This is a genomic window from Streptomyces sp. NPDC043870 (assembly GCF_056435785.1).
Genome location: NZ_JBWKDT010000019.1, coordinates 105,271 through 129,347 on the forward strand (window position 1 = coordinate 105,271; position 24,077 = coordinate 129,347).

At 72.9% G+C, this 24,077-nt stretch carries 8 protein-coding genes; 1 reads left to right on the forward strand and 7 read right to left on the reverse strand.

Annotated elements, in window-relative coordinates; translation table 11 throughout:
* Window positions 1-50 precede the first annotated feature (50 nt).
* The 3 genes from AC0699_RS23195 to AC0699_RS23205 all read right to left on the reverse strand — a co-directional run bounded on the left by AC0699_RS23195 (window position 51) and on the right by AC0699_RS23205 (window position 3,371).
* The gene (locus AC0699_RS23195) at window positions 51-1,340 is read right to left on the reverse strand and encodes a sugar ABC transporter permease (RefSeq protein WP_478663298.1); all 1,290 of its coding nucleotides are present in this window, start codon (window positions 1,338-1,340) and stop codon (window positions 51-53) included.
* On the reverse strand, window positions 1,337-2,122 hold the full coding sequence (locus tag AC0699_RS23200) for an ATP-binding cassette domain-containing protein (RefSeq protein ID WP_478663301.1): 786 nt from the start codon (window positions 2,120-2,122) through the stop codon (window positions 1,337-1,339). The genes AC0699_RS23195 and AC0699_RS23200 overlap by 4 nt, the downstream gene beginning before the upstream one ends.
* Window positions 2,123-2,201: 79 nt before the next feature.
* Complete coding sequence (locus tag AC0699_RS23205; RefSeq protein ID WP_478663304.1) at window positions 2,202-3,371, reverse strand: sugar ABC transporter substrate-binding protein; 1,170 nt, start codon at window positions 3,369-3,371, stop codon at window positions 2,202-2,204.
* 297 nt (window positions 3,372-3,668) lie between these two features.
* Between AC0699_RS23205 and AC0699_RS23210 the strand changes: the two genes are divergently transcribed.
* Window positions 3,669-4,871, forward strand: a complete 1,203-nt coding sequence (locus AC0699_RS23210; protein WP_478663307.1) for a DUF418 domain-containing protein — start codon at window positions 3,669-3,671, stop codon at window positions 4,869-4,871.
* Window positions 4,872-4,896: 25 nt separating this feature from the next.
* Here the strand turns inward: AC0699_RS23210 and AC0699_RS23215 are convergent, their stop codons facing one another.
* The 4 genes from AC0699_RS23215 to AC0699_RS23230 all read right to left on the reverse strand — a co-directional run bounded on the left by AC0699_RS23215 (window position 4,897) and on the right by AC0699_RS23230 (window position 23,967).
* Window positions 4,897-5,676, reverse strand: a complete 780-nt coding sequence (locus tag AC0699_RS23215) for an alpha/beta fold hydrolase (RefSeq protein ID WP_478663310.1) — start codon at window positions 5,674-5,676, stop codon at window positions 4,897-4,899.
* 67 nt (window positions 5,677-5,743) lie between these two features.
* On the reverse strand, window positions 5,744-6,880 hold the full coding sequence (locus AC0699_RS23220) for an alpha/beta hydrolase (protein WP_478663313.1): 1,137 nt from the start codon (window positions 6,878-6,880) through the stop codon (window positions 5,744-5,746).
* Window positions 6,877-9,339, reverse strand: coding sequence for a thioester reductase domain-containing protein (locus tag AC0699_RS23225; protein WP_478663316.1), 2,463 nt, complete (start codon window positions 9,337-9,339; stop codon window positions 6,877-6,879). The genes AC0699_RS23220 and AC0699_RS23225 overlap by 4 nt, the downstream gene beginning before the upstream one ends.
* A 63-nt stretch (window positions 9,340-9,402) precedes the next feature.
* Window positions 9,403-23,967: an SDR family NAD(P)-dependent oxidoreductase gene (locus AC0699_RS23230; protein WP_478663318.1), complete on the reverse strand. Its 14,565-nt coding sequence runs from the start codon at window positions 23,965-23,967 to the stop codon at window positions 9,403-9,405.
* Window positions 23,968-24,077 lie beyond the last annotated feature (110 nt).

The window sequence follows — 24,077 nt, forward strand, 5'->3', positions numbered from 1 at the left end:
CGGCGCCCGGTTCCCGGCGCCCGGTGCCCGGCACCCGGCCCCTGCGCGGGTCACGCCCTGCCGTGAGCCTTCTGCGAGAGGCGCGACAGCGAGTCGAGGACCACGGCGGCGAGCAGCACACCACCGGTGATCACGGACTGCATCGGCGTCGGGATGCCCAGGAGAACCATGCCCGACGCGATCGACTGGATGACGAGCATGCCCAGCAGGACGGACCAGGTTGTACCGCGGCCGCCGAACAGGCTGACGCCACCGATGACCGCCGCGGCGATGGCATTGATCAGCAGAATGGTGGAGCCCGAGGTCTGGCCCACCGCGGCGACGCGTGAAGCCAGGAAGAGTCCGCCGACAGCGGCCAGCGCCCCGGACACCATGAACGCCGAGATCCGCAGCCACACCACGTTGATCCCGGCGCGGCGGGCCGCCTCGGCGCCGCCGCCGATGGAGAAGATCTTCCGCCCGTAGAACGTGCGGCGAAGGATGAAGTCGAGGCCGACGACGAAGGCGAGGAAGATCAGGAGGGCGAGCGGCAGCCCCTCGAACCGGTTCAGGACATAGGCGGCGGCGAACGCGACCAGTGCCACCGCACCCGTGCGCACAGCGATGACGCTGAGTGGCCGGGACAACACGCCGGCGGCCCTTCGGCGGCGTGCGTCCCGGTAGGAGGCGAGGAAGAACGCGGCCACGCTGAGCGCCGCCAGCCCGTACGCGACTCCCGCGTCGTGGAAGTAGTAACTGGTCAGCGCGTGGATCAGACCCTGCTCAGGGAGGTTGATGGTGCCGCTCGCGCCCAGGACGTAGAGCATGAGGCCGTTCCAGGCCAGCAGGCCCGCCAGAGTGACGACGAACGACGGTACGCCGACCCTGGCCGAGAAGAACCCCTGAACGGCTCCGATCGCTGCTCCGACGAACAGGGCGGCGGCGATCGCCAGCCATTCCGGCAGGCCGTTGCTCACGTTCAGGACGGCGAACACGGCCGCCGTGAGCCCGCTGACCGAGCCGACGGAGAGGTCCACCTCGCCGAGCAGCAGCACGAAGACGATGCCCAGGGCGATCATGCCCGTGCCGACGATGTCCACGCTGAGGTTGGAAAGGTTGCGGGGCGAGAGGAACTGCTGGTGAAGGCTTTGGAAGATGGTCCAGAGCACGACGACACACACGATGCCGGGAAGCGATCCGAGTTCGCCGCTGCGCAGCTTGCGGGTGAACTCGTCGACGTAACTCCTGAAGCCCCCTTCGCCCGCTGACCGGCGCTGATCGGCGGCTGCGAGCTTGGCGCCGGCCGAGTCGCCACCCGTCCCGGCGGGGCCGAGGCTCTCTGATGCTCGTGTCCTTTTCACATCGCTCCCTCCCACGACCGGGCCTCGCGATGGGTGCCGGCGTTGTCGGTGGCGCCGGTGATGGAGGAGACGATCTGCTCCTGCGACGTGGTCGGCACGCTGAAGAAACCATTGTTGCGACCGAGGTGCAGCACCGCGACCTGGTCCGCGACGGCTTTGACGTCACCGAGGTTGTGGCTGACCAGGAGGACGCCGATCCCGCGCTCCCGCAGCCGATCGATCAGGTCGAGGAAGTGGGCGGTCTGCTGGACGCCCAGCGCGGCGGTGGGCTCATCGAGGATGAGCATCCTCGGTTCGCTGAGAAGGGCGCGCGCGATCGCGACGGTCTGGCGCTGGGTCGCGGACAGGGAGGCGACGGGGACGCGGACGCTGGGGATGCGTATGGGGAGGGTGTCCAGCAGGTCCAGTTCCCGGGCCCGGCGCTCCATGGACACCTCGTCGAGGACTCCGGTCCTGCCGATCTCATGGCCGAGGAAGAGGTTGCCGACGACATCGAGGGTTTCGCACAGTGCGAGGTCCTGGTAGACGCTGGCGATGCCCAGCCCCTGGGCATCACGGGGGCGGGAGATCCGGACGGGACGGCCGTCCCACTCGATGACGCCCGCGTCGGCGGGGCCGACGCCGGTGATCACCTTGACGAGAGTGGACTTGCCCGCGCCGTTGTCGCCCACCAGGGCGACGACCTCGCCGGCGTGGATCTCCAGCTCGACGTCCGTGAGTGCCCAGACGACGCCGAACCGTTTGCAGATGCCGCGCAGCCCCAGCAGGGGAGTGCTCCGCACGTGAACCGCCTCCTTTGCCCGCCCGTCTCGCCCTGCCGGTGATGCCGCACGACGTGCGGGAGGTGCGGCGCCGGGCGGTCTACTCGATGAGTCCGGCTTTCCGGCAGGCGGCTTCGACCGTGGGTGTGCAGATCTGGCTGACCGTGTAAAGGCCGCTCTTGACGACCGTGTCCTTGACCGTGCCGGCGGTTACGGGGACAAGGGGTCCGAGGACGGCCGGGATGTCCTTGCCGGTGTCATTGCTGACACGGTCCGTTGCGATGGTGTCGAGCTTCTCGCCGCGGCCCAGGGCGACGGCCATCTCGGCGGCGGCGTTGGCCTCTGCCTCGAAGGACTTGTAGACGGTGACGTGCTGCTCGCCCTTGACGATCCGCCGCACGGCCGAGAGGTCGGCGTCCTGACCGGTGACGGGCGGCAGCGGCTTGATACCGGCGGCCTTGAGCGCGGTGACCACGCCACCCGCGAGCCCGTCGTTGGCCGACAGGACGCCGTCGATATTGTCCGCGCCCAGCTCGGCGATGGCGGCCGACATGTTCTTGAACGCGTTCTCCGGAATCCACTCGGCGGTGTAGTAGGACCTGGCGATCTTCACCTTGCCCTCGAGTACGGAGAGCGCGCCCTTCATCAGGTCTCTCGTGTTCGGGTCCGTGGGGTCACCGTTCATCATCACGATCTGGCCGTCGCGCGCCTTGGGACCCATCGCCTTGAGGAGCTCCTGGGCCTGGATCCTGCCGATCTCCTCCGAGTCGTAGCTGGAGTAGGCCGAGATGGGGCCCTCGGCGAGACGGTCGTAGGAGACCACCGGGACGTTCGCCTGGCGGGCCCTGGCGATCGAGGAGCGGAGCGCCTTGTCGTCGACGGGATCAAGGATCAGCACCTTGGCACCGTCCGCGATCATGGATTCGACCTGCTGCTGCTGAGTGGCCACGTCCGCTGAGGCGTAGGCGTGGGTCACCCTGCAGTCGGGGCACAGCTCCTTGACCTTCTTCACGATCAGGGGCTTGTCGGCGGTCGCCCAGCGAGCGGTGTGCGTGTCCGGGAGCAGCAGTCCGACCGTGAAACCGTCCTTGCCGGAGGCCTTGCCGCCCGCGTCGTCCCCTCCCTCGCCGACCGACCCGCAGGCGGCGAGGCCGGCGAGCGCGGACACCGCCGTCACGGCGACGACAGCACGCCCCGGACGGCTCTTCGCCCGAGGGATCCTCCTGCCATGTCTCCGGCGGCTGTGCACCGTCTGGAGTTGATCCGACATAAACCCCAATGTAGGGGAAAATGGGAAACGGTGACGGTGGTGGCCGTCCGACCGGTCTGATCTCCGACGCTCGCCCGGCTTCACACCGCGTCCGGCAACCGGGTCTGGTCACTGCCATTGAGCATGCCGCGAGTGAATGCGGCCGGCCCGTGCCCCAGGGGGAGCAGGCGGGTCGCCGGGTGCCTGCGTCCGTTGCACCCGAGGAGGACCCGTCAGCCGCGGGTGCATCCTTCGATGTAGGGGGAGTTCGCCTGTTCCTACGAGGAATACCGTCCGGGTCGCGTCGACGATGGAGGCATGACCGAGACCCTGCGCACACCGACCATGACTCCCTCCGCCGGCGCCGGCGGAGGCCGGTTACCCCTTCTCGACGTACTGCGTGGGGCCGCGATCCTCGGCACGCTGATGACCAACGTGTGGATCTTCACCGGTCCGGGCGCCGAGTGGGGGATCCTGCAGAGCGGGACCGGCGATGCCGGCTTCGGGTCCTGGCCCGGGGCCGCCGAGCGCCTGTTCCGGCTGGCGGCGGACGGGAAGTTCCTGTCGATGCTGACGATCCTCTTCGGCGTCGGCCTGGCGATCCAGTTCGACTCCGCCGCCCGGCGCGGTCAACCCTGGCCCGGCCGCTACCGATGGCGGGCGCTGTTCCTGTTCGCCGAAGGGACTTTGCACTTCATCCTCGTCTTCGCATGGGACGTGCTGATGGGGTACGCGGTCACCGCACTGCTCGTCGCCTGGCTGCTGACACGATCGGATCAGGCGCGGCGGCGGGTCATGTGGTGGGCGGCCGGGCTGCATCTGGCACTGATGGGCGTGCTCACGGCGGTGCTGGTCGTTGCCAACCGGAGCCAGGGGGAGGGCGACGAGGGCGGCGGCGGTCTCTCCCGGGAGGTCGTCGATCTGTACGCGCACGGCAGCTACCTGGACCAGGTCTCCTTCCGGCTGGAGCACGTGGTCGCGCTGCGCATGGAGCCGGTCCTCTCCTTCGGGCTCCTGGTGTTCCTCTTCCTGCTCGGTGTGCGGTTGTTCCGGGCGGGTGCGTTCGGCGCGGACGAGAAAGGCCGCCGGATCCGTGCCCGGATGCTCGGCTGGGGCCTGGGCCTCGGAGTGCCGCTCACCGGGGCGATCGCCCTGGCCGGCCAGGACTTCTTCCTGCTGAGCCGGTACTGCGCCGCCCCGTTGACGGCCGTCGGTTACATCGGTCTGATCGGTGCCGTGGTGGACCGGGTGCGGCGTCCCGGCCCTCTGACCACCGGCCTCACCTCCGTCGGCCGGACGGCCCTGTCCGGCTATGTGCTCCAGAACGCCCTGTGCGTGCTCGTCTCGTACGGCATCGGACTCGGCCTCGCGGCCCGGCTCGGAGAGCCGGCCCGCCCGTGGTGGGTGATGGGCCTGTGGGCGGCGGTGTGCGTCGTCCTCATGGCGGGTTCCACGCTGTGGCTGCGTCGGTTCTCGAACGGCCCGCTGGAGTCCGTGCAGAAGTGGGCGCTGCGGCGCTGACGGATCCACTCGGCCGCGTAGTGCCTCATGGCCGGCCGGTCACGAACCAGTCGAGAGCCGCGGTCAGTTCTGCCGGCTTCTCCACCGGGAGTTCGTGGCCGGCGTCCACGATCCGGACCACCGCGTCCGGGTAGGCCTTCGCCATCCGCAGCATCTGCGAGACGGGCAGTTGGATGTCGTGGTAGCCGTGCACCAGCAGGGTGGGCGTGCGGATCTCGCCGACCCGGTCGAGGACGTCGAAGGCCCGCATGGCGGCGTAGCACGTCATGACCACCTCCTGCGGCGTGGCCGCGGACGCCCGTATGTGCTCCCGGACCTCCTCGCGCGGGTAAGCCGGGGCGAAGGCCCGCTGGATGTTGGCGGCGACGAACAGCTTGAACGGCACCCGCGTGGACGCCGCCATCAGCAGGCCCCGCCCCCGGCTGTAGGTCATCCGGCTGATCGAGTTCACCAGCACCATGCGCTCCACCCGCTCGGGATGGGAGAGGGTGATGGTCTGCGAGATCATCCCGCCCATGGAGTGGCCGACGAGGACGAAGCGCTCGACCTTCAGATGGTCGAGGAGAGCGAGGACGTCCGTCGCCAGGTCCCTGATCGTCCGCGCCCCCGCCCCGCTGCTCTCGCCGTGACCGCGCAGGTCGAGCCGTATCACCCGCCGCTTCTCGGCGAAGTGCGCCATCTGGTGGTCCCAGCGGTGCCGGTTCGCCGTCCAGCCGTGGACGAACACCAGGGGCACACCGTCACCGTCGCGGGGGCCCTCGTCGTCGTACGTCAGTGCTGCGCCGTCGACTTCGAGCTGCGGCATGGGTCGTCGCCTCCTGGAATGCGATCTGGTTACTGACGGGTACGGTAGTCGGCCGCCAGGGAATCCGTCACCGTCGCCTGCCAAGGAAGTCGAGAATGTGACCGAACACGTCGAGGGCGGCGCCCCTGCCGAGGAACGTGTCCAGGTGACCGTAGCCGGGAATCTCGGTGTAGGCGACGTCCAACTGGGGCCGGCGGTGGGCGAGAACCTCGTGGCAGAGCTTCTGCGAGTCCAGCCAGAGCCCGTTCTCACTGCCGGCGAGCAGCAGGACGGGGGTGTCGATGCGGCCGGCCGCGTCCAGCGCGTTGGGCGGCAGGGCCCGGTAGCGGTGGTCGGTGTCGTGCCATCGCACCACACTGCGGGCCAGCTCGATGCGGCGCAGGTGCGGCAGGATCCACAGCGGTGCGGGGCCGAGCAGCTCCGCGAGCCGGTTGTGGGTGGCCTCGGACAGGTGCTCGTGCACGAACAGCGAGGCGCCCGTGCCCCACGCCGAGTTGTGCAGGATCTGGCAGGTCGGGTCCGGGCAGCTCGCTTTCCGGGAGGCCAGCGCGAACAGCGGGGTGTACTTCGACCAGAGACCCACCGTGCGGAAATCGACCGGTATGTGGTCGATCCGGGACCTCAGCAGCTCCCCGGCCACCGTCATCCGCAGCGAGGTGCGGCCCGCGAGCTTCGGTGTCAGGAACACACCCTGCGACACCACGCCCGCGAGGCCCGGCACCAGTCCGGCCGCCATGCTCATCGACAACGTGAGCGAGCCGATGCAGTGGGCCACCACGAACAGCGGCCGGTCGCCGATGCGCTGCCGGATGCGGGAGACGGCCTCGGGGATGTCGTACAGGGCGACGTCGTCGTACGTGTACTTCTGGCCGGTCTCGTTGTACGGCAGCCGGCAGCTGCCCCGCCAGTCGAGCAGCCACGGCTCGTAGCCGTCGTCGAGCAGGACGTCGACCAGGTTGCGGGTCTCCGGCAGCAGGAACATGTCGGCGGACGCGGTGTGCCCGTGCAGGAGCAGCACGGCGGGGCGGTCCGCCTCGCCGGTGTCGATGCGGGTCAGGCCGAGCCGTACGCCGTCCCCCGCCCGGAAGGGGATCTCCTCGACGGCCGCCGCGTCGAGGCGGTGGCGGAGGGGACGCAGGGCCGTGGTGGTCCTGACCTTGCGGATCGCCGGCCTGGTCCGGGAGTTGGTCGCCTTGAACATCATCGGTTGTGCTCCGTGGGGGTCTGGGTGCGGCGAAGGTCGAGCAGGTCGGCGGCGGCCCGGGCGAAGGGGCCCAGCAGACCGCGGCCCATCTCCAGGCCGAACCAGGCGAGCCAGGTCAGTTTGGCGGCGCGCTTCTCCTGGCCGGTCAGGCGCGGGTCGACCTTGATGCCGTCGATCTGGTCGCGTACGTAGCTGTCCGCGGGCACGACGACCTCACCCGCCAGGGCGGCCGGTTCGCCCTCGCGGCCGATCTCCACCGTCAGCGCGCGGGTCTGCCGCCACACGTCGCGCCGGGCCCGGGCGTACTTGCGGCCCTCCAGCCACCAGCGCCCGCCGTCGGTGTCGCGCAACCACAGCCGATAGCGGAGGAGTTGGTGCCGCAGACCGTGCTGCTCGGGGATCCCCTCCTCGGGGCGGATCCAGACGTCGCCGCGTTCCACGACCAGCGGCTCGGGGTGCACCGCCACGCACACCAGCTCGCCCCTGACGTCCACCCGGCGTTCCTTCACCAGCTGGTACATGCTCGCGATGGAGAGGGTGAGCGCCATCGAGCAGGGAGTGCCGGCGCCTGCGCCGACCGGGCCCACGCTGCCCTCGGTCGTCTCGGAGAACCACAGGTACGGCTGGTCGTCCTTGTGCGGCAGCCGGGCGAGGCCGTCACGGGTGAGGCGCTCGAACGTCCTGAGCTGCGCCTGGGCGTCGTAGCGGGCCGCGCGCGGAAGCCCGAGTGCCCCGACGAGCACGTTGGTGCGCTCCATGGTGGCCGCCGGGCCCTTCAGCGTCGCCTCGCACAGTTTGAGGGCGGTGGGGCTCTGCAACACCCTGATCAGGAAGGCCAGTTCGGGCACCGGGTCGGCCTCCAGGCGGGCCAGGACGTCGGTGCGCCACTCGTCCCAGTCCTGTACGCGCACGTGCATGCCGCCGAGCGCCATGTCCCGTACGACGTCGTCGAGGGTGTTGGGCACGCCGGTCAGGTTGTAGTCGTAGCCCCAGGCGTCGGGTTCGCAGATGACGCCGACCGCGACCCGGCTCACCCAGTCCACCGGGGCCGCGTTCAGGTAGCGGAAGGCGGGCACGGTGCGGAAGCGGCCGAAGGCCGAGATGAGGCCGCTGCTGAGGTCCTGGGGGTTGTAGGCGCCGGTCCTGGAGTGGCCGCCGATGCCTCCCGGACGCATCGCCGTGACCACCAGGCCGTGGTCTCGGGCCCGCCGCAGCGCGACTTCAGCGGCCCATTTGGTCTGGTCGTAGCCCGCGATGAGGCGGTCGGCGTGGGCGAGCGGATCGTCCTCGCCCATGGAGGTGATGCCGACCTCGTTGAAGACCGCGATCGAGGAGATGTGGTGCAGCGGCTTGGGCCGGCCCGTCGCCGCCAGTTCGGCCAGTGTCAGCGCACCGAGGACATTGCTCTGCCGCAGCGACTGGTAGCCGCGCAGGAAGTCCACGGCCGCCGCCACGCCGACGACGCTGTCCAACTCGTGCGCGAGCGTGTTCCACAGGTCCTCGGACAGGCCGAGGCGCGGGCGCCTGATGTCGCCCGCAAGCACGGTCACCCGGCGGCGGATCTCCGACGACCAGGGCAGCTCGTAGCTCCGCAGCGCCTCACCGAGCCTGGCGACTGCCGCTTCCTCGTCGGCTGCGCGGACCAGGCAGTGGACGTGGGCGTCGCTGTGCCGCAGCAGGTCGAGGAGCAGGTGGCTGCCGAGGAAGCCGGTGGCGCCGGTCAGCAGGATCCGGCGGGGCGGCAGCGGCTCGGGCGGGCCGGTCCAGGGCAGGCGGTCGGCAAGGGAGAGATCGGCCAGGATCTGCTCGAGGTCCTCGCGGCGGGCTGTGGAGTACGGAGTGACGGGGGTGGCCGTCAACGGCGTTGGGGTGCGGGGGGACGGGACGGGGAGGGCGGCCGGTGTCGGTGCGGCGTCGGTCGGCGGGGTGGCCGAAGGGGTCGGGGCCGAGGGAGCGGTCTCACGGTCGGTCCGGCGGATCTTGCTCGGCTGATCCACCGGACGCCCCCTGGCCCCGGTGGCCGCGGGATCGAGCGAGGTCCCGGCGCTCGACAACCAGCGCCGCGCGAGGCTGATCGGGCGGGCGTCGGCGAACACGTCGTCCAGGCCGATCTCCATGCCCAGCTCGCCCTCCAGCTCCGCGACGAGTTCCACGGCCTGGATGGAGGAGCCCCCGGCGTCGAAGAAGTCGGCGTCGGCCGACAGATGACCCCCGGGCAGATGGCGGCCCGCCGCGGCGGCGATGGCGGCGGCCAGGCCGTCCACGTCCAGGGCCGGGGCGGTACCGGCGTCGGCCTGAGCGGTGGCGTCGGCCTGAGCGGAAGCCTGAGCGGTGGCGCCGGCCGTCATGACCTTGGCCAGCAGGTCGGTCACGCCGAGCCCGCCGCCGCCCCGCTCGATCGACTCGGCGGTCGCCCGCTGTGCGGCGTACGCCGGCACGTCCTCGTTCACGTCACGCATGAGACCCCTCCACGATGTGCCATGTCCTTTCCCCCACTGCCCCGGAGGCCGCAGCCCGCCCGGTCACTGCTGCTTCCAGGAGCGGAACGCCCGCAGGTGTTCCGGCGTGACCACGCTCTCCAGGCGCTCGTCGTCCTGGTCGCCGCCGCCGAGCGCGGCGAGGAGACGACGGGCCGGTACGTTGCGCGGGGTGCGCTCCGCCGTCAGCCGGACCTTCGTGCAGCCCAGCTCCTCGGCGCGGTCGGCGAGCCATTGCAACAGGCGTTCCTCGACACCCCGGCCGAGCGCCCGGCAGCTCAGCATCCAGGCGATCACATCGAGTTGGTCGCCCTCCGGGCGGAGGGCGAGCAGGCCGATCTGGCCGTAGTCACCGAATCGGTCCCGGGCCGCGGCCGTCCACACCTCGCCGCACTCCCGCCACCGGGCGAGGTCGCCGCCGTCGGCCGACCGGGAGCGGAGGGTGAACTGGTTCGTACGGCGGACGAGTTGTCCGGCCCGCTCGACGTCGGCCTCGGAGAGGGCCTGAATGTCGACCTCCAGTTCCAGCCGGGCGAGGAAGTCCTCGAATCCTGCCTGTTCGCGGATGGCGTCGCGTTCCCGCTCCTGCTCGTAGAACCGTGCCCGCAGCGTGTCCTCGGCCGTCGCCGCCGCCGGCACCAGCGGCCACAACCGGCCCAGGAATTCCTCCAGTTCAGCCGTCGGCGGGCAGGTCACCGACAGCACCTGCGGCAATGCCGACCGCATCCTGGCGATCTCGGCCGGGTTGTCGTCCAGGAACAGGAAGCTGTCCACACCGAGATTGAGCGTGCGCGCCGCGTCTGCCAGACGGCCCGGCTTCGGGCCCCAGGCGGCGGAGAGCACGCTGAAGTGCTCCGCCTTCAGCAGGCTGTCCGGACGATCCAGGACGGCCCGGACCGTGTTCTCGTCGTTGTTGCTGACCAGCGCCAGCAGCGCGCCCGCGGCACGCCACTGCAACATCCTCCGCGCGAGCAGGGCACGCGGACCGGTCAGGTCCACCGCCTCCGGGCCGATCTCCCCGGCCACCCCGCCCCACAGGGTCTCGTCGCCGTCCACCGCGATCACCTTCGGTGCGGGGCGCCGCACCGCCCGTACGACCTCGGCCAGTCGTAGCGCCACGGCGGCCTGGAAGTGCGGGGTGAACGGGAGGTGGGCCAGCTGCTCGGTCCGCTCGTCGAAGCGTTCCTCGACAGCGTGGTGCCGGGTCCAGTCGTCGGGGCCGAGCACCGCGATGCCGGGCAGCTCGGCCAGTTCGGCCGCAACCTCTCGCTCCCACCGCCCGAAGCGGTCGTCGACGCGCGAGGTGGGCAGGAAGCCGACGATCAGCGGCTTGCGGGTCCGCTCGGACAGGGCTCGCAGCGCGGCCGGGTACTCGGTGCGCAGCTCGGCGAGCAGCGTGTCGTCCACCGGGCCGAAACGTTCCAGGTCCACCGCCCGCAGCAGCACGACCCCCACCGCCGCGCCCGGGTGGGCGAAGACGCCGGAGGGGTCGCGCAGGCCGGCGAGCACCTGGTGGTACGGGGCTTCCGCGACGGTCACGCTGCCGTCCCCGGCGCCCTCGTTGACCGCCGTCTCGCACATGAGCGGCATGTTGCCGAGGGCGAAGGTGGCGGCGAGGGCGAGGGACCGGCACGGGGCGGCCGCGGCTTCCTGGGCCCGGTGCGGCGCGGCCGGGCCTTCTTGCGTGGCCGGTTCGGCCCCGACCGTCGTGGGCGCCGGACGGACCGGTGCCGTCGGAGCCTCGGCCGTCTCCGCGAGCAGCCGCAGGAACTCCTCACCCAGTTCGGTGACGGTCGCCGCGTCCATGATGTCGACGTTGTGGTCGAGCCGGATCCGCCCCGCGTCCGGGGTCATGGTGATCATCAGGTCGAGGTCGGACCAGCCAGTCCCGGCCGGCAGCACCTCCAGGTTGGCGAGCGGGCCGGCCGAGGAGCGCACGTAGTTGAAGTACACCTCGACGAGTGGCGCGTTCGCCCGGTACAGCCCCTCCTGGGCCAGCGTCGACAGCACGTCCGAGAACATGGCGCCCTTCGCGAGGACCCGGTCGAGGCGGCCGTCGGTGCGGCGCAGCACCTCCTCGATCCGCTCGCCCGCCCCGGCCTCGGCCGGGAACGGCACCGGCACCCCGAAGAAGCCCACCGCGTCGTACGCGTCGGTGTGGATGCGCGTGTCCACAGGTACGGCGAGTACGAACCGCTCGCGCTCCCGCTTGCGTGCCAGCAGCACGGTCAGCGCGCCGAGACAGAAGGCGGCCGGCGTGATGGCGAGCCTGCTCGCGGCTGCCGACACCCGCTCCATGAGCCCGTCGGGGATCGTCACGGTCACACTGCCCGCCCGGTACGACCGCGCCGCGGGGCGCGGACGGGCCAGCTCCAGGTCGAGACGGGCACTGCCGTGGAATGCCTCGCGCCACTCGTCCGCGCCGGCGCCGGGCCCGTCGCCGACCTGCTGGGCCTCCATCAGCAGATCGATGTCGCGGTTGGTGACGGCGTCGCCGAGCGAGGTGCCGGACAGCTCGGCGTCGATCTCTCCTGCCACGAGCAGCAGGGACTGCAGATCGCTCACGGCGTGATGGGCGCCGAACACCAGGATCTGGCCCTGCGTGCCGCCGTCGAGCAGTTCGAACCGCCACAGCGGCGGGTTCGCCGGCTCGAACGGCGGCTCCAGCAGCTGACGCAGCCGGTCCGCGGCGTCGATCGCGGCGCCGGATGCGGAGCCGGAGCCGGAGCCGGAGTCGGCGGCCATGGCGGTCCAGCGCAGCACCGGCTGCGCCAACTCCCGGTCCACGCGCAGCTGCCGCTCGCCCCCGACGGTGACGATCGCGGTGCGCAGGGCCGCGTGCCTTCCGGCGAGCCGGACGAGGATGTCGGTGAGGGCCTCGCGGGTGGTCGGCGAGGTGAGCCGCACGGCCAGGCCGATGGTGTGCGCCGCCTCCGGCATTCCCGGCTGGGCGCTGCGCAGCAGCCGTACGACGTCGCGGGTCGCCGGCCGCAGCTCGGTCCCGGGCGCCTCCACGGTGATGTCGGCGTGCTGCTGCTCCTGTGCCTGTACCACGGTGTCCCGCTCGGGCAGGGCCGTGCCGAGTGCCTGTGCGAGGCCCCGGATGTCGGATGCCGAGAACACCTCGGCGGCCGGGAGTTCGACACCCAGATCGCGGGCGAACGCGTTGCGCAGCCGCACGAGCATGAGGGAGTCGAGGCCCATTTCCTTCAGGACGGTGGTCGCGGACACGTCCACGACACCCCCGGACACCTCGCCGACCCTGGCCCGTACGTACGCTTCGAGCCATGCGGCGCGGTCGTGGTCGGTCGTCGCCGCGAACACCTTCTTGACGAGGTCGTCCGAGGCCGCCGTACCCGTCGGGGCGGTGACCAGGTCGCCCAGGATCGGGCGGGTCCGCGTCGCCTCCGGGTCGAGCGCCAGCATCTCCCAGTCCAGGGCCATCGGCGCGAGCTGACGACGGGTCGTGGCCAGTACCCGCTCGAACAGCCCACCGCCCTCGTGCGGGGAGAAGGCGACCAGACCCGACCGGCTGGTCCCGGCGGCCCGGGTGCCGGACTCGGAAACCATGCCCACGCCGGCCCAGGCGCCCCAGTCGAGGCTCAGCGCCCGGCGGTCGCTACGGGAGAGGTGGTGCGCCCAGGCATCGAGGAAGGCGTTCGCCGCCGAGTACGGGCTCTGTCCGGCCGAGCCGAGGAGACCGGCCGCCGAGGCGAACAGGACCAGGTTGTCGGCTTCCGGGATCAGCTCGGTGAGCAGGGCGGTGCCCAGGACCTTGGGGGCGAGCACACGCAGGACTCGGTCGTCCGTCAGGTTAGCCACGGTGGCGTCGTCGAGCACACCGGCGGCATGGACGATTCCGGCGATCGGGCCGGCTTCTCGTCGTACGGCGTCCAGGGCGGCCGTCAGGGCGTCCCGGTCGGCGACGTCGGCGCGGGCGAGGTGCACGGTGACACCGCGCTCTTCGAGATCCTGGATCCAGCGCGCGGCCTCCCTGCCGGGCGTGCCCCGGCTCATCAGGGCCAGCCGGCGGACACCGCGTCGGACCAGTCGCTCGGCGACGACGCGGCCGAGGCCGCCCAGACCACCGGTGATCAGGTACACACCGTCCGGGGTGATCTTGCCCTGACCGCCGTCGTCCGGGCGGGTGCGGGCCAGGCGCGGCACCAGACGGCCCGACTCCCTCAGCGCGACCAGCCGTTCGTCGTCCGCGTGCCGGAGCTGCGTCCACAAGGCGTCGACGCCGTCCGTGGACGGCAGGTCGATCAGCGTGGTCGACAGCTCCGGGTACTCCTGCGCCACGGCGAGCGAGAAGCCCCAGGCGAGCGCCTGCTGAGGGTGCGTCACCTGCGTGCTGTCACCGGCCGCCTGGCTGCCCCGGACCACCACGAACAGGCGGGGAGCCCGGCCACCCCGCAGACGCTCGGCGAGCGTCCGCACCAGGTGCAGGGTGCTCAGGCAGCACAGCCGCGCCGCCTCCTCAGCCGTACCGGCATCCGCGATCGCCGGAGCATCGAGCGCGGACAGCTGGACCACCCGCTCGGGCAACCCGTCCGCGAACGCCGCATCGAGCAGCCGGGCCAGATGCTGCGGATCGGCCGGATCGAGGACGTAGCGGCCCGGGCCCTCGGCGCCGAACGACTCACCCCGGCGGGCGATCACACACGGCACCGAGGAGCCGAGCCGCTCACCGAGTTCGGCGGCCACCCCCGACCCGTCGGACAGGATCAGCCAGCTGCCGTCGCCGGCGGGCGGCTCCTGCGCGACCGGGCGCGGCTGCCAGCGCGTCTCGAAGAGCGCTCCGTCCAGCGGGGAGAGCGCGGCCAGCTCGAACTCCTGGGCTTCCAGGACCAGTTGTTCGCTCTCGTCGAAGAGCCGCAGGTCCAGGATCGCGGTGTCGCCGTTCACGGAACGCAGATGACAGGTCACCCACACGGGCGTGGTGCGCCGCCCGGTGAACCGCAGCCGTCCGAACCCGGCGGGTACGAACGCCCGGCCTTCGGGTGCGTCGCCCGGCAGGGCGGCCGTGTGGAAGGCGGCGTCGAGGACCGCGGGGTGCAGCAGATGACCGGCGGCGTGCCGGTCGGCCAGCCGGCCGAGCGCCGCGGTGCCCGTGCGGTGGCCCGCCTCCAGGCCCCGGAAGGCGGGACCGTATTCGATGCCGAGCGCGGCGAGCTGGGCGTGGACGGCGGGCAGGTCCACCTCCTCCACGCACCGCTCGCGCAGCGCACTGACCTCCTCGCCCGCATCGCCCGCATCGGCCGCGTCGGCCGCATCGACCGCTGGTTCGGCCGGGGTGACGGCGACCCGTCCGCTGACGTGCCGTTCCCACCGCGTGCCACGCCCACCGGTGGCCGCCGAGGCGATGGTGAAGTCCCGGAAGCCGTCCTCGACGGGCCGCAGGACGAGTTGCAGCCGTACGGGCCTCTCCTCGTCCAGGCGCAGCGGCTGGACGAACCTGACGTCGGCCAGCCGCACGTCGCCGTCGTCCTGCAGTGCGGACGCGCCCGCCAACGCCATGTCGAGGAAGGCGGCGCCGGGCAGCCAGACCTCGCCGGTGACCCGATGGTCGGTCAGGTAGGCGAAGCGGCTGTCGCGCAGGTCGATTTCGCTCTGGAAGATGTGCCGGTCGGGTTCGTCGCTGGCCTCGACGTGCGTACCGAGGAGCGGCGAGGCGCCCGTGGCGGTGGCGGGTGCGGGGGCGAGCCAGTGGCGTTTGCGTGCGAAGGCGTACGTGGGCAGGGCGACTCGGCGGCCCTCCGGGAACAGCACACGCCAGTCGGGCGTGTGCCCGGCCGCGTACAACTCTGCCAGCCTGCCCAGCAGAACGCCGCGCCCGTCCTGCTGCCGACGCAGCGAGCCGACGCCGACCGCGTCGATCCCGGCCTCGGCCGCCACCGCCTCGATCGATGCGGTGAGCGACGGGTGCGGGCTCAGCTCCACGAAGTAGCGGTAGCCGTCGTCCAGCATCCGTCGGATCGTCTCCGCGAAACGGACCGGTTGCCGGAGGTTGGCGTACCAGTGCTCGGCATCCAGCCGGTCACCGGGCACGGGTTCGGCCGGGACCGCCGAGTACAGCGCGATCGGCGTCCGTGTTCCCCGGATACCGGAGAACCGCTCGAGCAGTTCCTCGCGGAGCGGGGCCATCAAAGGGGTGTGCGAGGCGAACGGCGTCGACAGCCGTCGTGCGGTGATCTGCTGCTCGTCGAGGTTGCGGCGCAGCTCGGCCAGCGCGTCGGCGTCGCCGGAGACGGCCGTGGAGTGCGCGCTGTTGACCGCCGCCACGAACAGCCGCTCCGCGTACGGCGCGAGCAGCTCCTCGACCTGAGCGCGCGGCAGCTCCACGGCCAGCATGCCGCCCTGTCCGACCAGCGGTACGACCGCCTGGGCGCGCCCGGTCACCACGGCCACGGCGTCGTCCAGGGTGAGAGCGCCCGCACTGTAGGCGGCGGCGATCTCGCCCAGGCTGTGCCCGACCACGGCGTCCGGGGCGATGCCGAGCGCACGCCAGGCGGCGGCCAGCGCCGCGTTGACGGCGAACAGCACCGGCTGCAGGAACTCGGTCCGGCCGAGAGGGGAGAATTCTTCCGGCGCCCGCAGCACGTTGAGCACCGACCAGCCGACGTGCCGACCAACCGCCTCGTCGATGCGGGCCAGCTCCTCGCGGAACGCCTCGGAGTCGGCCATCAACCCCATGCCCATGCCCGGCCATTGACCGCCGTGCCCGGCGAAGACGAAGGCGACCTTGCCCGTCTGCTCCTCGCGGGGCGGCGCCAGCGGTGCCCGTCCGGTCGCCAACGCGTCGAGCTGGGACAGCAGTTCGTCCCGGTCGCCCGCCACGATCCCCACGCGCCGCTCGAAGTGGCTGCGGTGCCGTGCCAGGGTGTGGGCGACGTCCAGCAGGGGGGTGTCCTCGGTCACGCACCGGGCCAGCCGCGCGGCCTGCCCCCGCACGGCGGCCTCACTGCGCCCGGACAGGGCGAACAGCCGCTTGTCCCGGGTGACGTCGCCCATCGGCGCCGCCTCGACCGGTGGGGCCTCGACAGGCTCCGCCTCGACCGCCGGGGCCTCCTCCACGATCACATGCGCGTTGGTCCCGCTGATCCCGAAGGCGCTCACTCCGGCACGGCGTACGCGCTCCGGCGATGACGGCCAGGCCGCCGCCTCCTGCAGCAGCTGCAGCCCGCTGTCGTCCCAGTCGACGTGCCGGCTGGGCGCGCCGGCATGCAGCGTGGCCGGCAGGGTCCGGTGATGCAATGACTGCACCACCTTGATCAGCCCGGCCACGCCCGAAGCCGCTTGTGCGTGCCCGATGTTGGACTTCAGCGAGCCCAGGTACAGCGGACGGTCCTGCGGACGCGAGGCGCCGAAGACCTCCGACAGGGCGTTCGCCTCGATCGGGTCGCCCAGCGTCGTCCCCGTCCCGTGCGCCTCCACGTAGTCGATGTCGGCGGGCTCGACCCCGGACAGCTCCAGCGCCCGCCGGATCACCTGCTCCTGAGCCGGACCGTTCGGCGCGGACAACCCCTGACTGCGGCCGTCCTGGTTGACGGCCGTGCCGCGCAGCACCGCCAGCACCTCGTCCCCGTCGCGCCGCGCATCGCTCAGCCGCTTCAGTACGACCATGCCCGCGCCCTCGGCCCAGATGGCTCCGTCGGCGTCGTCGGAGAAGGAACGGCAGCGGCCCGTCGGGGACAGCCCCCGCAGACGGCTGAACTCCACGAAGGTCTGCGGCGTCACCATCAGCGTCACGCCCCCGGCGAGCGCGAGGTCGCACTCGCCCGACCTCAGCGCCTGCGCCGCCAGGTGCGTCGCCACCAGCGACGACGAGCACGCCGTGTCCACCGTCAGCGCCGGGCCGTGCAGCCCCAGCGCGTACGCGAGCCGGCCCGAGGCCACGCTCAGCGCCGACCCCGTACCGACGTACCCGTCCAACTGGTCGAGCCGGGAGCCCGCCAGGTAGTCGCTGCCGAACATGCCGACATACACGCCGGTGGTGCTCCCCGCCAGCCCGGCGGGCACGATCCCGGCGCGCTCCAGCGCCTCCCACGCCGTCTCCAGCAGCAACCGCTGCTGCGGGTCCATGGCTGCCGCCTCCGTCGGAGTGATCCCGAAGAAGCCCGCGTCGAAGGACTCGATGTCATCCAGGAAACCGCCCTCCCGGGCGTACGACTTGCCCCGGGCCTCCGGGTCGGGGTCGTACAGCGACTCCACGTCCCAGCGTCCCGCCGGGAACGGGCCCACCGCGTCACGGCCCTCCGCGACCAGGCGCCACAGGCCCTCCGGATCGCTCACTCCGCCCGGCAGGCGGCAGGCCATGGCCACCACGGCCACCGGCTCGTGGGGCGCCGGCTCCGCCGACGTGGCCGCGCGGGTCCGCTGCGTGGCGGGCGCGGTCCGAGGGGTCGTACGGTCGCCCGTCGCGAGTGCGGTGGTCAGCAGGTACTCGGCGAGCCGGGCCGCGGTGGGGTGGTCGAAGAGCAGGGTGGCGGGGAGTTTGGCGCCGATGCGGGCGGCGATGCGGTTGCGCAGTTCGACCGCCGTCACCGAGTCCATGCCGAGATCGCGCAGCGGCTGGTCGGGGCGGACGGACTCCGCCGAGCGGAGCCCGAGGGCGCGGGAGACCTCCTCGCGGACCAGGGCCAGTACGCGTTCGGCGCGTTCCGCCTCGGTCAGCCGGGCCAGGCGGCCGGCCAGGCCGCCGCCGTCATGGCCGGTGCGGGGCGCGGGCAGCAGCGAGCGCCACAGCGCCGCGGCAGTGCCGCCTCCGGCCGCCGCGGTATCGCGCAGGCGGGGCAGGTCCAGAGCCCAGGCAACCAGGTGCGGCGCGCCGCGCCGCAGGGAGAGTTCGACGAGTTCGCGGCCCTGGCCGGGGCTGAGGGCCCGGTGGCCGAGACGGGCCATCCGCTCCAGGTCGGCGTGTTCGGCGGCGAGGCCCTCGCCCTCCCACGCGCCGAAGGAGACCGAGACGCCGGGCAGGCCCAAGGCGCGCCGGTGGTAGGCGAGTTGGTCGAGAAAGACGTTGGCCGCCGCGTAGTTGCCCTGGCCCGCGCTGCCGACGACGCCGGCGGCCGAGGAGACCAGCAGGAAGAGGTCGAGCGGCGCGTCGGCGGTGAGCCGGTGCAGATGGGCGGCGCCGTCGACCTTCGGACGCAGCACCTGCGTGAGGCGTTCGGGCGTCAGCTCGGCGACCACCCCGTCGGCCAGGATGCCCGCGCAGTGCACGACGCCGCGCGGCGGCAACGTGTCGCCGATCCCGTCCAGTACGCCGGCCACGGCCGCCGCGTCCGCGACGTCGCACGCGGCAACCCCGACCTCGGCTCCGAGCGCGGTCAGTTCCGCGGTCACCTCGGCGGTGCGCGGGTCGTCGGCGCCCCGCCGCGAGGTCAGCAGCAGGCGCGGGACGCCGTGCTCGGCGAGGAGCCCGGCGATGTGCCGGCCGATCGCGCCCAGACCGCCGGTGATCAGCACCGTGCCGTCGGTGGGGACCAGGGTGGGGCGGCCGGCCAGGTCCAGTACGACGGGGCCGCCGGACGCGATCCGTCGCCGTATCGCCTCGCGGGCGGCGGTGACGGGCAGGACCTGGGGAGGCGCGGGACGCGCCTGTCCGGCGGCGACCGATGCGACGGCCGCGCGCAGGGCCGCACCGAGCTGTTCGCGGCCGGGCCCGGCCGGGTCGACGACGGCGTCCGCGAGGGGCAGGGAGGCCGGGGTGGTGAAGGGCAGGCCGTCCGGGAGCGGCGCGACCAGCCGCGCGTCGGCGACCGCCTCGGAGCCGGGCGCACTGTCGGCGAGGGCGACGACTCGCAGGCCGGGGGAGAGTCCCTCGACTCCGGCGCCGACCTCGGTGAGCACACCGGCGCATGCGGCGAGCGGCGCCTCGTCACCGGGGACGAGGGCCGCAGCGGGGAGCAGACCGACCGCGTGCACCTCGATCCTCACCTGGCCGGAGGCCAGGGCCTGGGGCGCCACCGGGCGCAGGGTCACATCCGCCGGGAGGCCGGCCGGCTGGTAGTGGTCCCCGGGCGGGACCCGCACCTCGTCTGCGGCACGGGCACGCACCAGCCGGGGGACGAGCAACGTGCCGGTGCGGACGGCGAGTTCCGGCTCCCCGTCGTACGCGACGACGGCCGGAAGATCAGCCGCACCCTCGGATCCCTCGATGTCGAGCAGGGTCAGCCCGAGATCCGGGTGTTCCGTGCGGGCGCTGCGGGCCAGGCCCCACAGCACCGACTGGGCCAGGCCGGGCACCGTGTCCCCGTCGCCGGCCGCGACGGCGCCACGGGTCACCCACACGGTGCGGGCGGGCGCCTCGTCCTGGGGAAGGCCGATGAGCGCGTGCAGCTCGGCCAGTGCCGTGGCCGCCAACTCCTGTGCCACAGCGGCCGGTTCGCTGTCGGTTGCCGGGCGCGGCCAGAACCGTACGAGGACGTCGGCACCCGTCTCGCGGACCTGGATACCCGCCGCCTCGAGGCCGCGCAGGGCAGCCGCGACATCCGGGTCCGACCGGTCGCCGAGTACCGTCCAGGTGGTGCCCGGCACCCCCGCGGGCTCTTGGGAGGGGGCCGTCCACACCACCTCGTACAGGTGCCTTCCGTTCTCCGAGCGGCCCTGCAGGTCCGCCGGGTCCGCGGCGCGCAGCCGTACGCCCTCAAGACGGCCTGCCGGGAGACCGTCGGCGTCCCACAGCTTCACGTCCAGCGTGAGGTCCGTTCCCGTGCCGCCCGTCCGGCGTACGGACGCGGTGAGGTCCGTCGCGCCGCCGGGCGGCAGGACACAGCGGCCCACCGCGACCGGCAGCAGCACCCGGCCGCCGGACGCGTCGCACGTATCGAACACAGCGGCCACGTGCAGCGCGGCGTCCAGCAGCGCCGGGTGAACCGGGTACGGGTCGGCCGCGTCGCGGGCCACGGACGGCAGCGAGAGGCGGGCCAGCAGCTTGTCGTCGCCGATGGTCACCGCCTCCCGTACGCCCTGGAAGGCCGGGCCGTAGCCGAGGCCCAGTCCGGTCAGCCGCTCGTACGTCTCCTCGCTCCAGGCCGGCTCGGCCGCCTCCGGCCACACCGGCGGCTGCCCCGCTGCCACCGGGGCGGAATCCTCCGCGGACGCGGTGGCGTGCAAGGTCCAGCCCGTGGCCTCCTCACCGCGCGGACGGCTGTGCACGGTGATCTCCGGTACCGGGCCGGTGGTGACCACCTCGACGGACACCTCCACGGTTCCGGAGGCGGGAAGCGTGAGGGGCGCAAGCAGGAGCAGGTCGGCGACGTCACCCGGTTCGTCCGGACGGGCCACGGCCAGCGCGGCGCGGCACAGCTCCATCAGGGTCGTGCCCGATACCACGGTCCGCCCGAACACGGCGTGGTCGGGCAGCCAGTCGGCGGTGGTCGGGGACCACTCGTTGCGGAAGGTCCAGCGGGCCTCGTCCGCCGACTGCAGCTGGATGCCGAGCAGCGGGTGCGCGGCGCGGTCGAAGAGACCGGGGGCGCCGGCGGCGGACTCGGGCTCGATCCAGTAGCGCTGCGGGTCCCAGGCGTACGTCGGCAGGTCCGTCAATTCTGCCTCGGGGACCAGGCGGCGCCAGTCGATCTGCCGTCCGTGCACGTGGAGTTCGGCGGCGGCCCGGTCCAGGCAGGCGGGCCCGTCCTCGTCGCGGCGCAGCGATCCGACGGCGACCACGTCGCGGGCGGTGTCATCGGTGTCTTCCGCGACCGTGCGTACGGCGGTGAGCAGGGACGGGTGGGGGCTGAGCTCGACGAAGTAACGGTAGCCGTCGGCCGCCATGCGCTCCACGGTCGGCGCGAAGCGGACGGGTTCGCGCAGGTTGGTGTACCAGTAGTCGGCTTGCAGCTCCTCGGTGACCGGCTCGCCGGTGACCGAGGAGTACCAGGTGACGGACGTCGGGTAGGTGGCGACGCCGTCGAGTTCGTCGAGGATGGTCGCGCGCAGCGGCTCGACCTGGGCGCTGTGGGAGGCGTAGTCGACGTCGAGGCGGCGGACGAACACCTGCTGCCGGTCGAGCTCGGCGAGCAGGGCCTCCAGTGGCTCCACGTCACCGGCGATCACCGTCGACCGGCCGCTGTTCACGGCGGCGACGGACACCCGGCCGCCGAGTCCGGCGAGGCGGGCCTCGACCTCGGTGTGCGGCAGGGCGACGACGGCCATGGTGCCGGTGCCGGACAGCTCGGTCAGGGCCTGGCTGCGCAGGGCGACCACCGCCGCCGCGTCGTTGAGGCCGAGCGCCCCGGCGACGCAGGCCGCGGCGACCTCGCCCTGGCTGTGCCCGATCACGGCGTCCGGCCGCACGCCCCGGGCCCGCCATACGGCGGCCAGGGACACCATCACGGCGAAGAGGACCGGCTGGACGACGTCCACGCGCTCCAGGGACGGGGCGCCCGAGTCGCCGCGCAGGACGGCCGCCACCGACCAGGCGGTGAACGGGCGCAGGGCGGCGTCGCAGCGGTCGAGTTCGTCCGCGAACACCGGGGAGCGGTCCAGCAGATCGCGGGCCATGCCCGCCCACTGGGCGCCCTGGCCGGGAAAGACGAAGGCCACCTTGCCCGGGGCGAGGGTCTGTTGGGGGCCGACGACCGGGCCGACGACCGGGCCGACGACCGGGCCGGCGTCCGGCTGTCCCTCGGCGAGCAGGCGCAGCGCGGTCAGCAGTTCATCGCGGTTGCCCGCCTGGACGACGGCTCGGTGCTCGAAGTGCGTGCGGTGGTGGGTGAGCGTTCCGGCCACGTCGGGCAGCGGCAACCGAGGCTGCGCCGAGAGCGCTTCAAGCAGGCGGGCTGCCTGTCCCTGGAGGGCAGGGAGGGTGCGGGCGGACAGCGGGAAGAGGGACATTCCGGGCAGTTCTGCGGTGGGCTCTTCGGCGGTCGGCTGCCGGTCGGGGTTCGGCTCGCCGGTCGGCTGCCGGTCGGTCGGCTGCGGGGCGGTCGGCTGCGGGTCGGTCGGCTGCGGGGCGGGCGCCGGCGCGCCGGCCGGCCGCGCGAGGTCCTCGGGTGCCTCCTCCAGCACCACATGCGCGTTCGTGCCACTGATCCCGAACGCGCTCACTCCGGCGCGCCGGACCCGGTCGCCGCCCCGCGGCCACGCCCGGGCGCCGCTGTGCACGCGCAGGCCGCCGCCCGCCCAGTCGACGTGCTCGGTCGGGGTTTCGGCGTGCAGCGATGCAGGGAGCACCTCATGACCGAGGGCCAGTACCGTCTTGATGACGCCGCCGATGCCGGCCGCGGCCTGCGTATGGCCGATGTTGGATTTGAGAGAGCCGACGCCGAGCGGCCGGCCGGCCGGGCGGCCCGGTCCGAAAACCGCCGCCAGCGCCCGGCCCTCGATGGGGTCGCCGAGCCGCGTGCCTGTGCCGTGCGCCTCCACGTAGTCCAGGTCGTCCGGCCGGAGCCCGGCGGCGTCCAGCGCGGCGCGCAGCACCCGCTCCTGCGCCGGGCCGCTCGGGGCGCTCAGGCCCTGGCTGCGGCCGTCCTGGTTGATCGCCGACCCCTTGACGACCGCGAGGACCCGGTCGCCGTCCCGCCGTGCGTCCGCGAGCCGCTTGAGCAGCACCAGACCGCAGCCCTCGGCCCACACCACGCCGTCCGCGTCGGTCGAGAACGGGCTGCACCGCCCGGACGGCGACAGCGCGCGCAGCCTGCTGAACTCGACGTGTCCGCGCGGTGTCACCAGCAGCGTCGCGCCGCCCGCGAGCGCCAGGTCGCATTCGCCGCTCGCCAGCGCCCGCGCCGCCAGGTGCAGGGCGACGAGAGAGGAGGAGCAGGCCGTGTCGACGGTCACCGCCGGGCCCTGGAGGCCCAGGGTGTAGGCGATGCGCCCGGAGGCCACGCTGGACGCCGAGCCCGTGCCGACGTGCCCGTCGAGCCGGCCGAGTCCGGCCGCGGCCTGGTACCCGCTGTCGTACAGGCCGATGTAGACGCCTGTGGAGCTGCCGTTCAGCGTCCGCGGGACGATCCCGGCGCGCTCGGTCGCCTCCCAGGCGGTCTGCAGCAGCAGCCGCTGCTGGGGGTCCATGGCGGCGGCCTCGCGCGGGGAGATGCCGAAGAAGGCCGCGTCGAAACGGTCTGTGCCGGCCAGGAAGCCGCCGCGCAGCGTGTACGCCTTGCCGGCGGCCTCCGGATCGGGATCGTAGAGCCCTTGGGTGTCCCAACGACCCTCGGGCACCTCGGAGATGGCGTCCTCGCCCGCGGCCAGCAGCCGCCACAGCGCCTCGGGGTCGTCGGCGCCGCCGGGGAAGCGGCAGGCGATGGAGATGATCGCGATGTCGTCGTCCGCTCGTACGGGCGTGTGCGCCGGCGCCGGGTCCACCGCCATCGCGGCGGCGGGCCGTTCGAAGACCGCCTCGGCGAGCGCGGCGATCGTGGGGTGGTCGAAGACGAGGGACGGCTCCAGGGGCCGGCCGATCCGCGTGGAGAGTTCGGCGGCCAGGGTCACCAACTGGCGTGAGCCCAGCCCGAATTCGGCGATCGGCCGCTCGGGGCCGACGGCCAGCGGGTCGAGCCCGGCAGCCTCGGCGACGGCCGTCGTCAGCCAGGCCCGCACACCCTCCAAGGTCGTGACGGACGTCTCGGGGAACTGCTTCGGGGGCTCGTTCGCAGGCATCAAGACAGGTGTCCTCGTGAACTCGGGCTCAGGCGATGGCAGGTACGGCCGATACGGCTGGTACGCCCGGTGTACGGCTGATGCGGCCGGCGCACGGCGGCGTGCGGCGC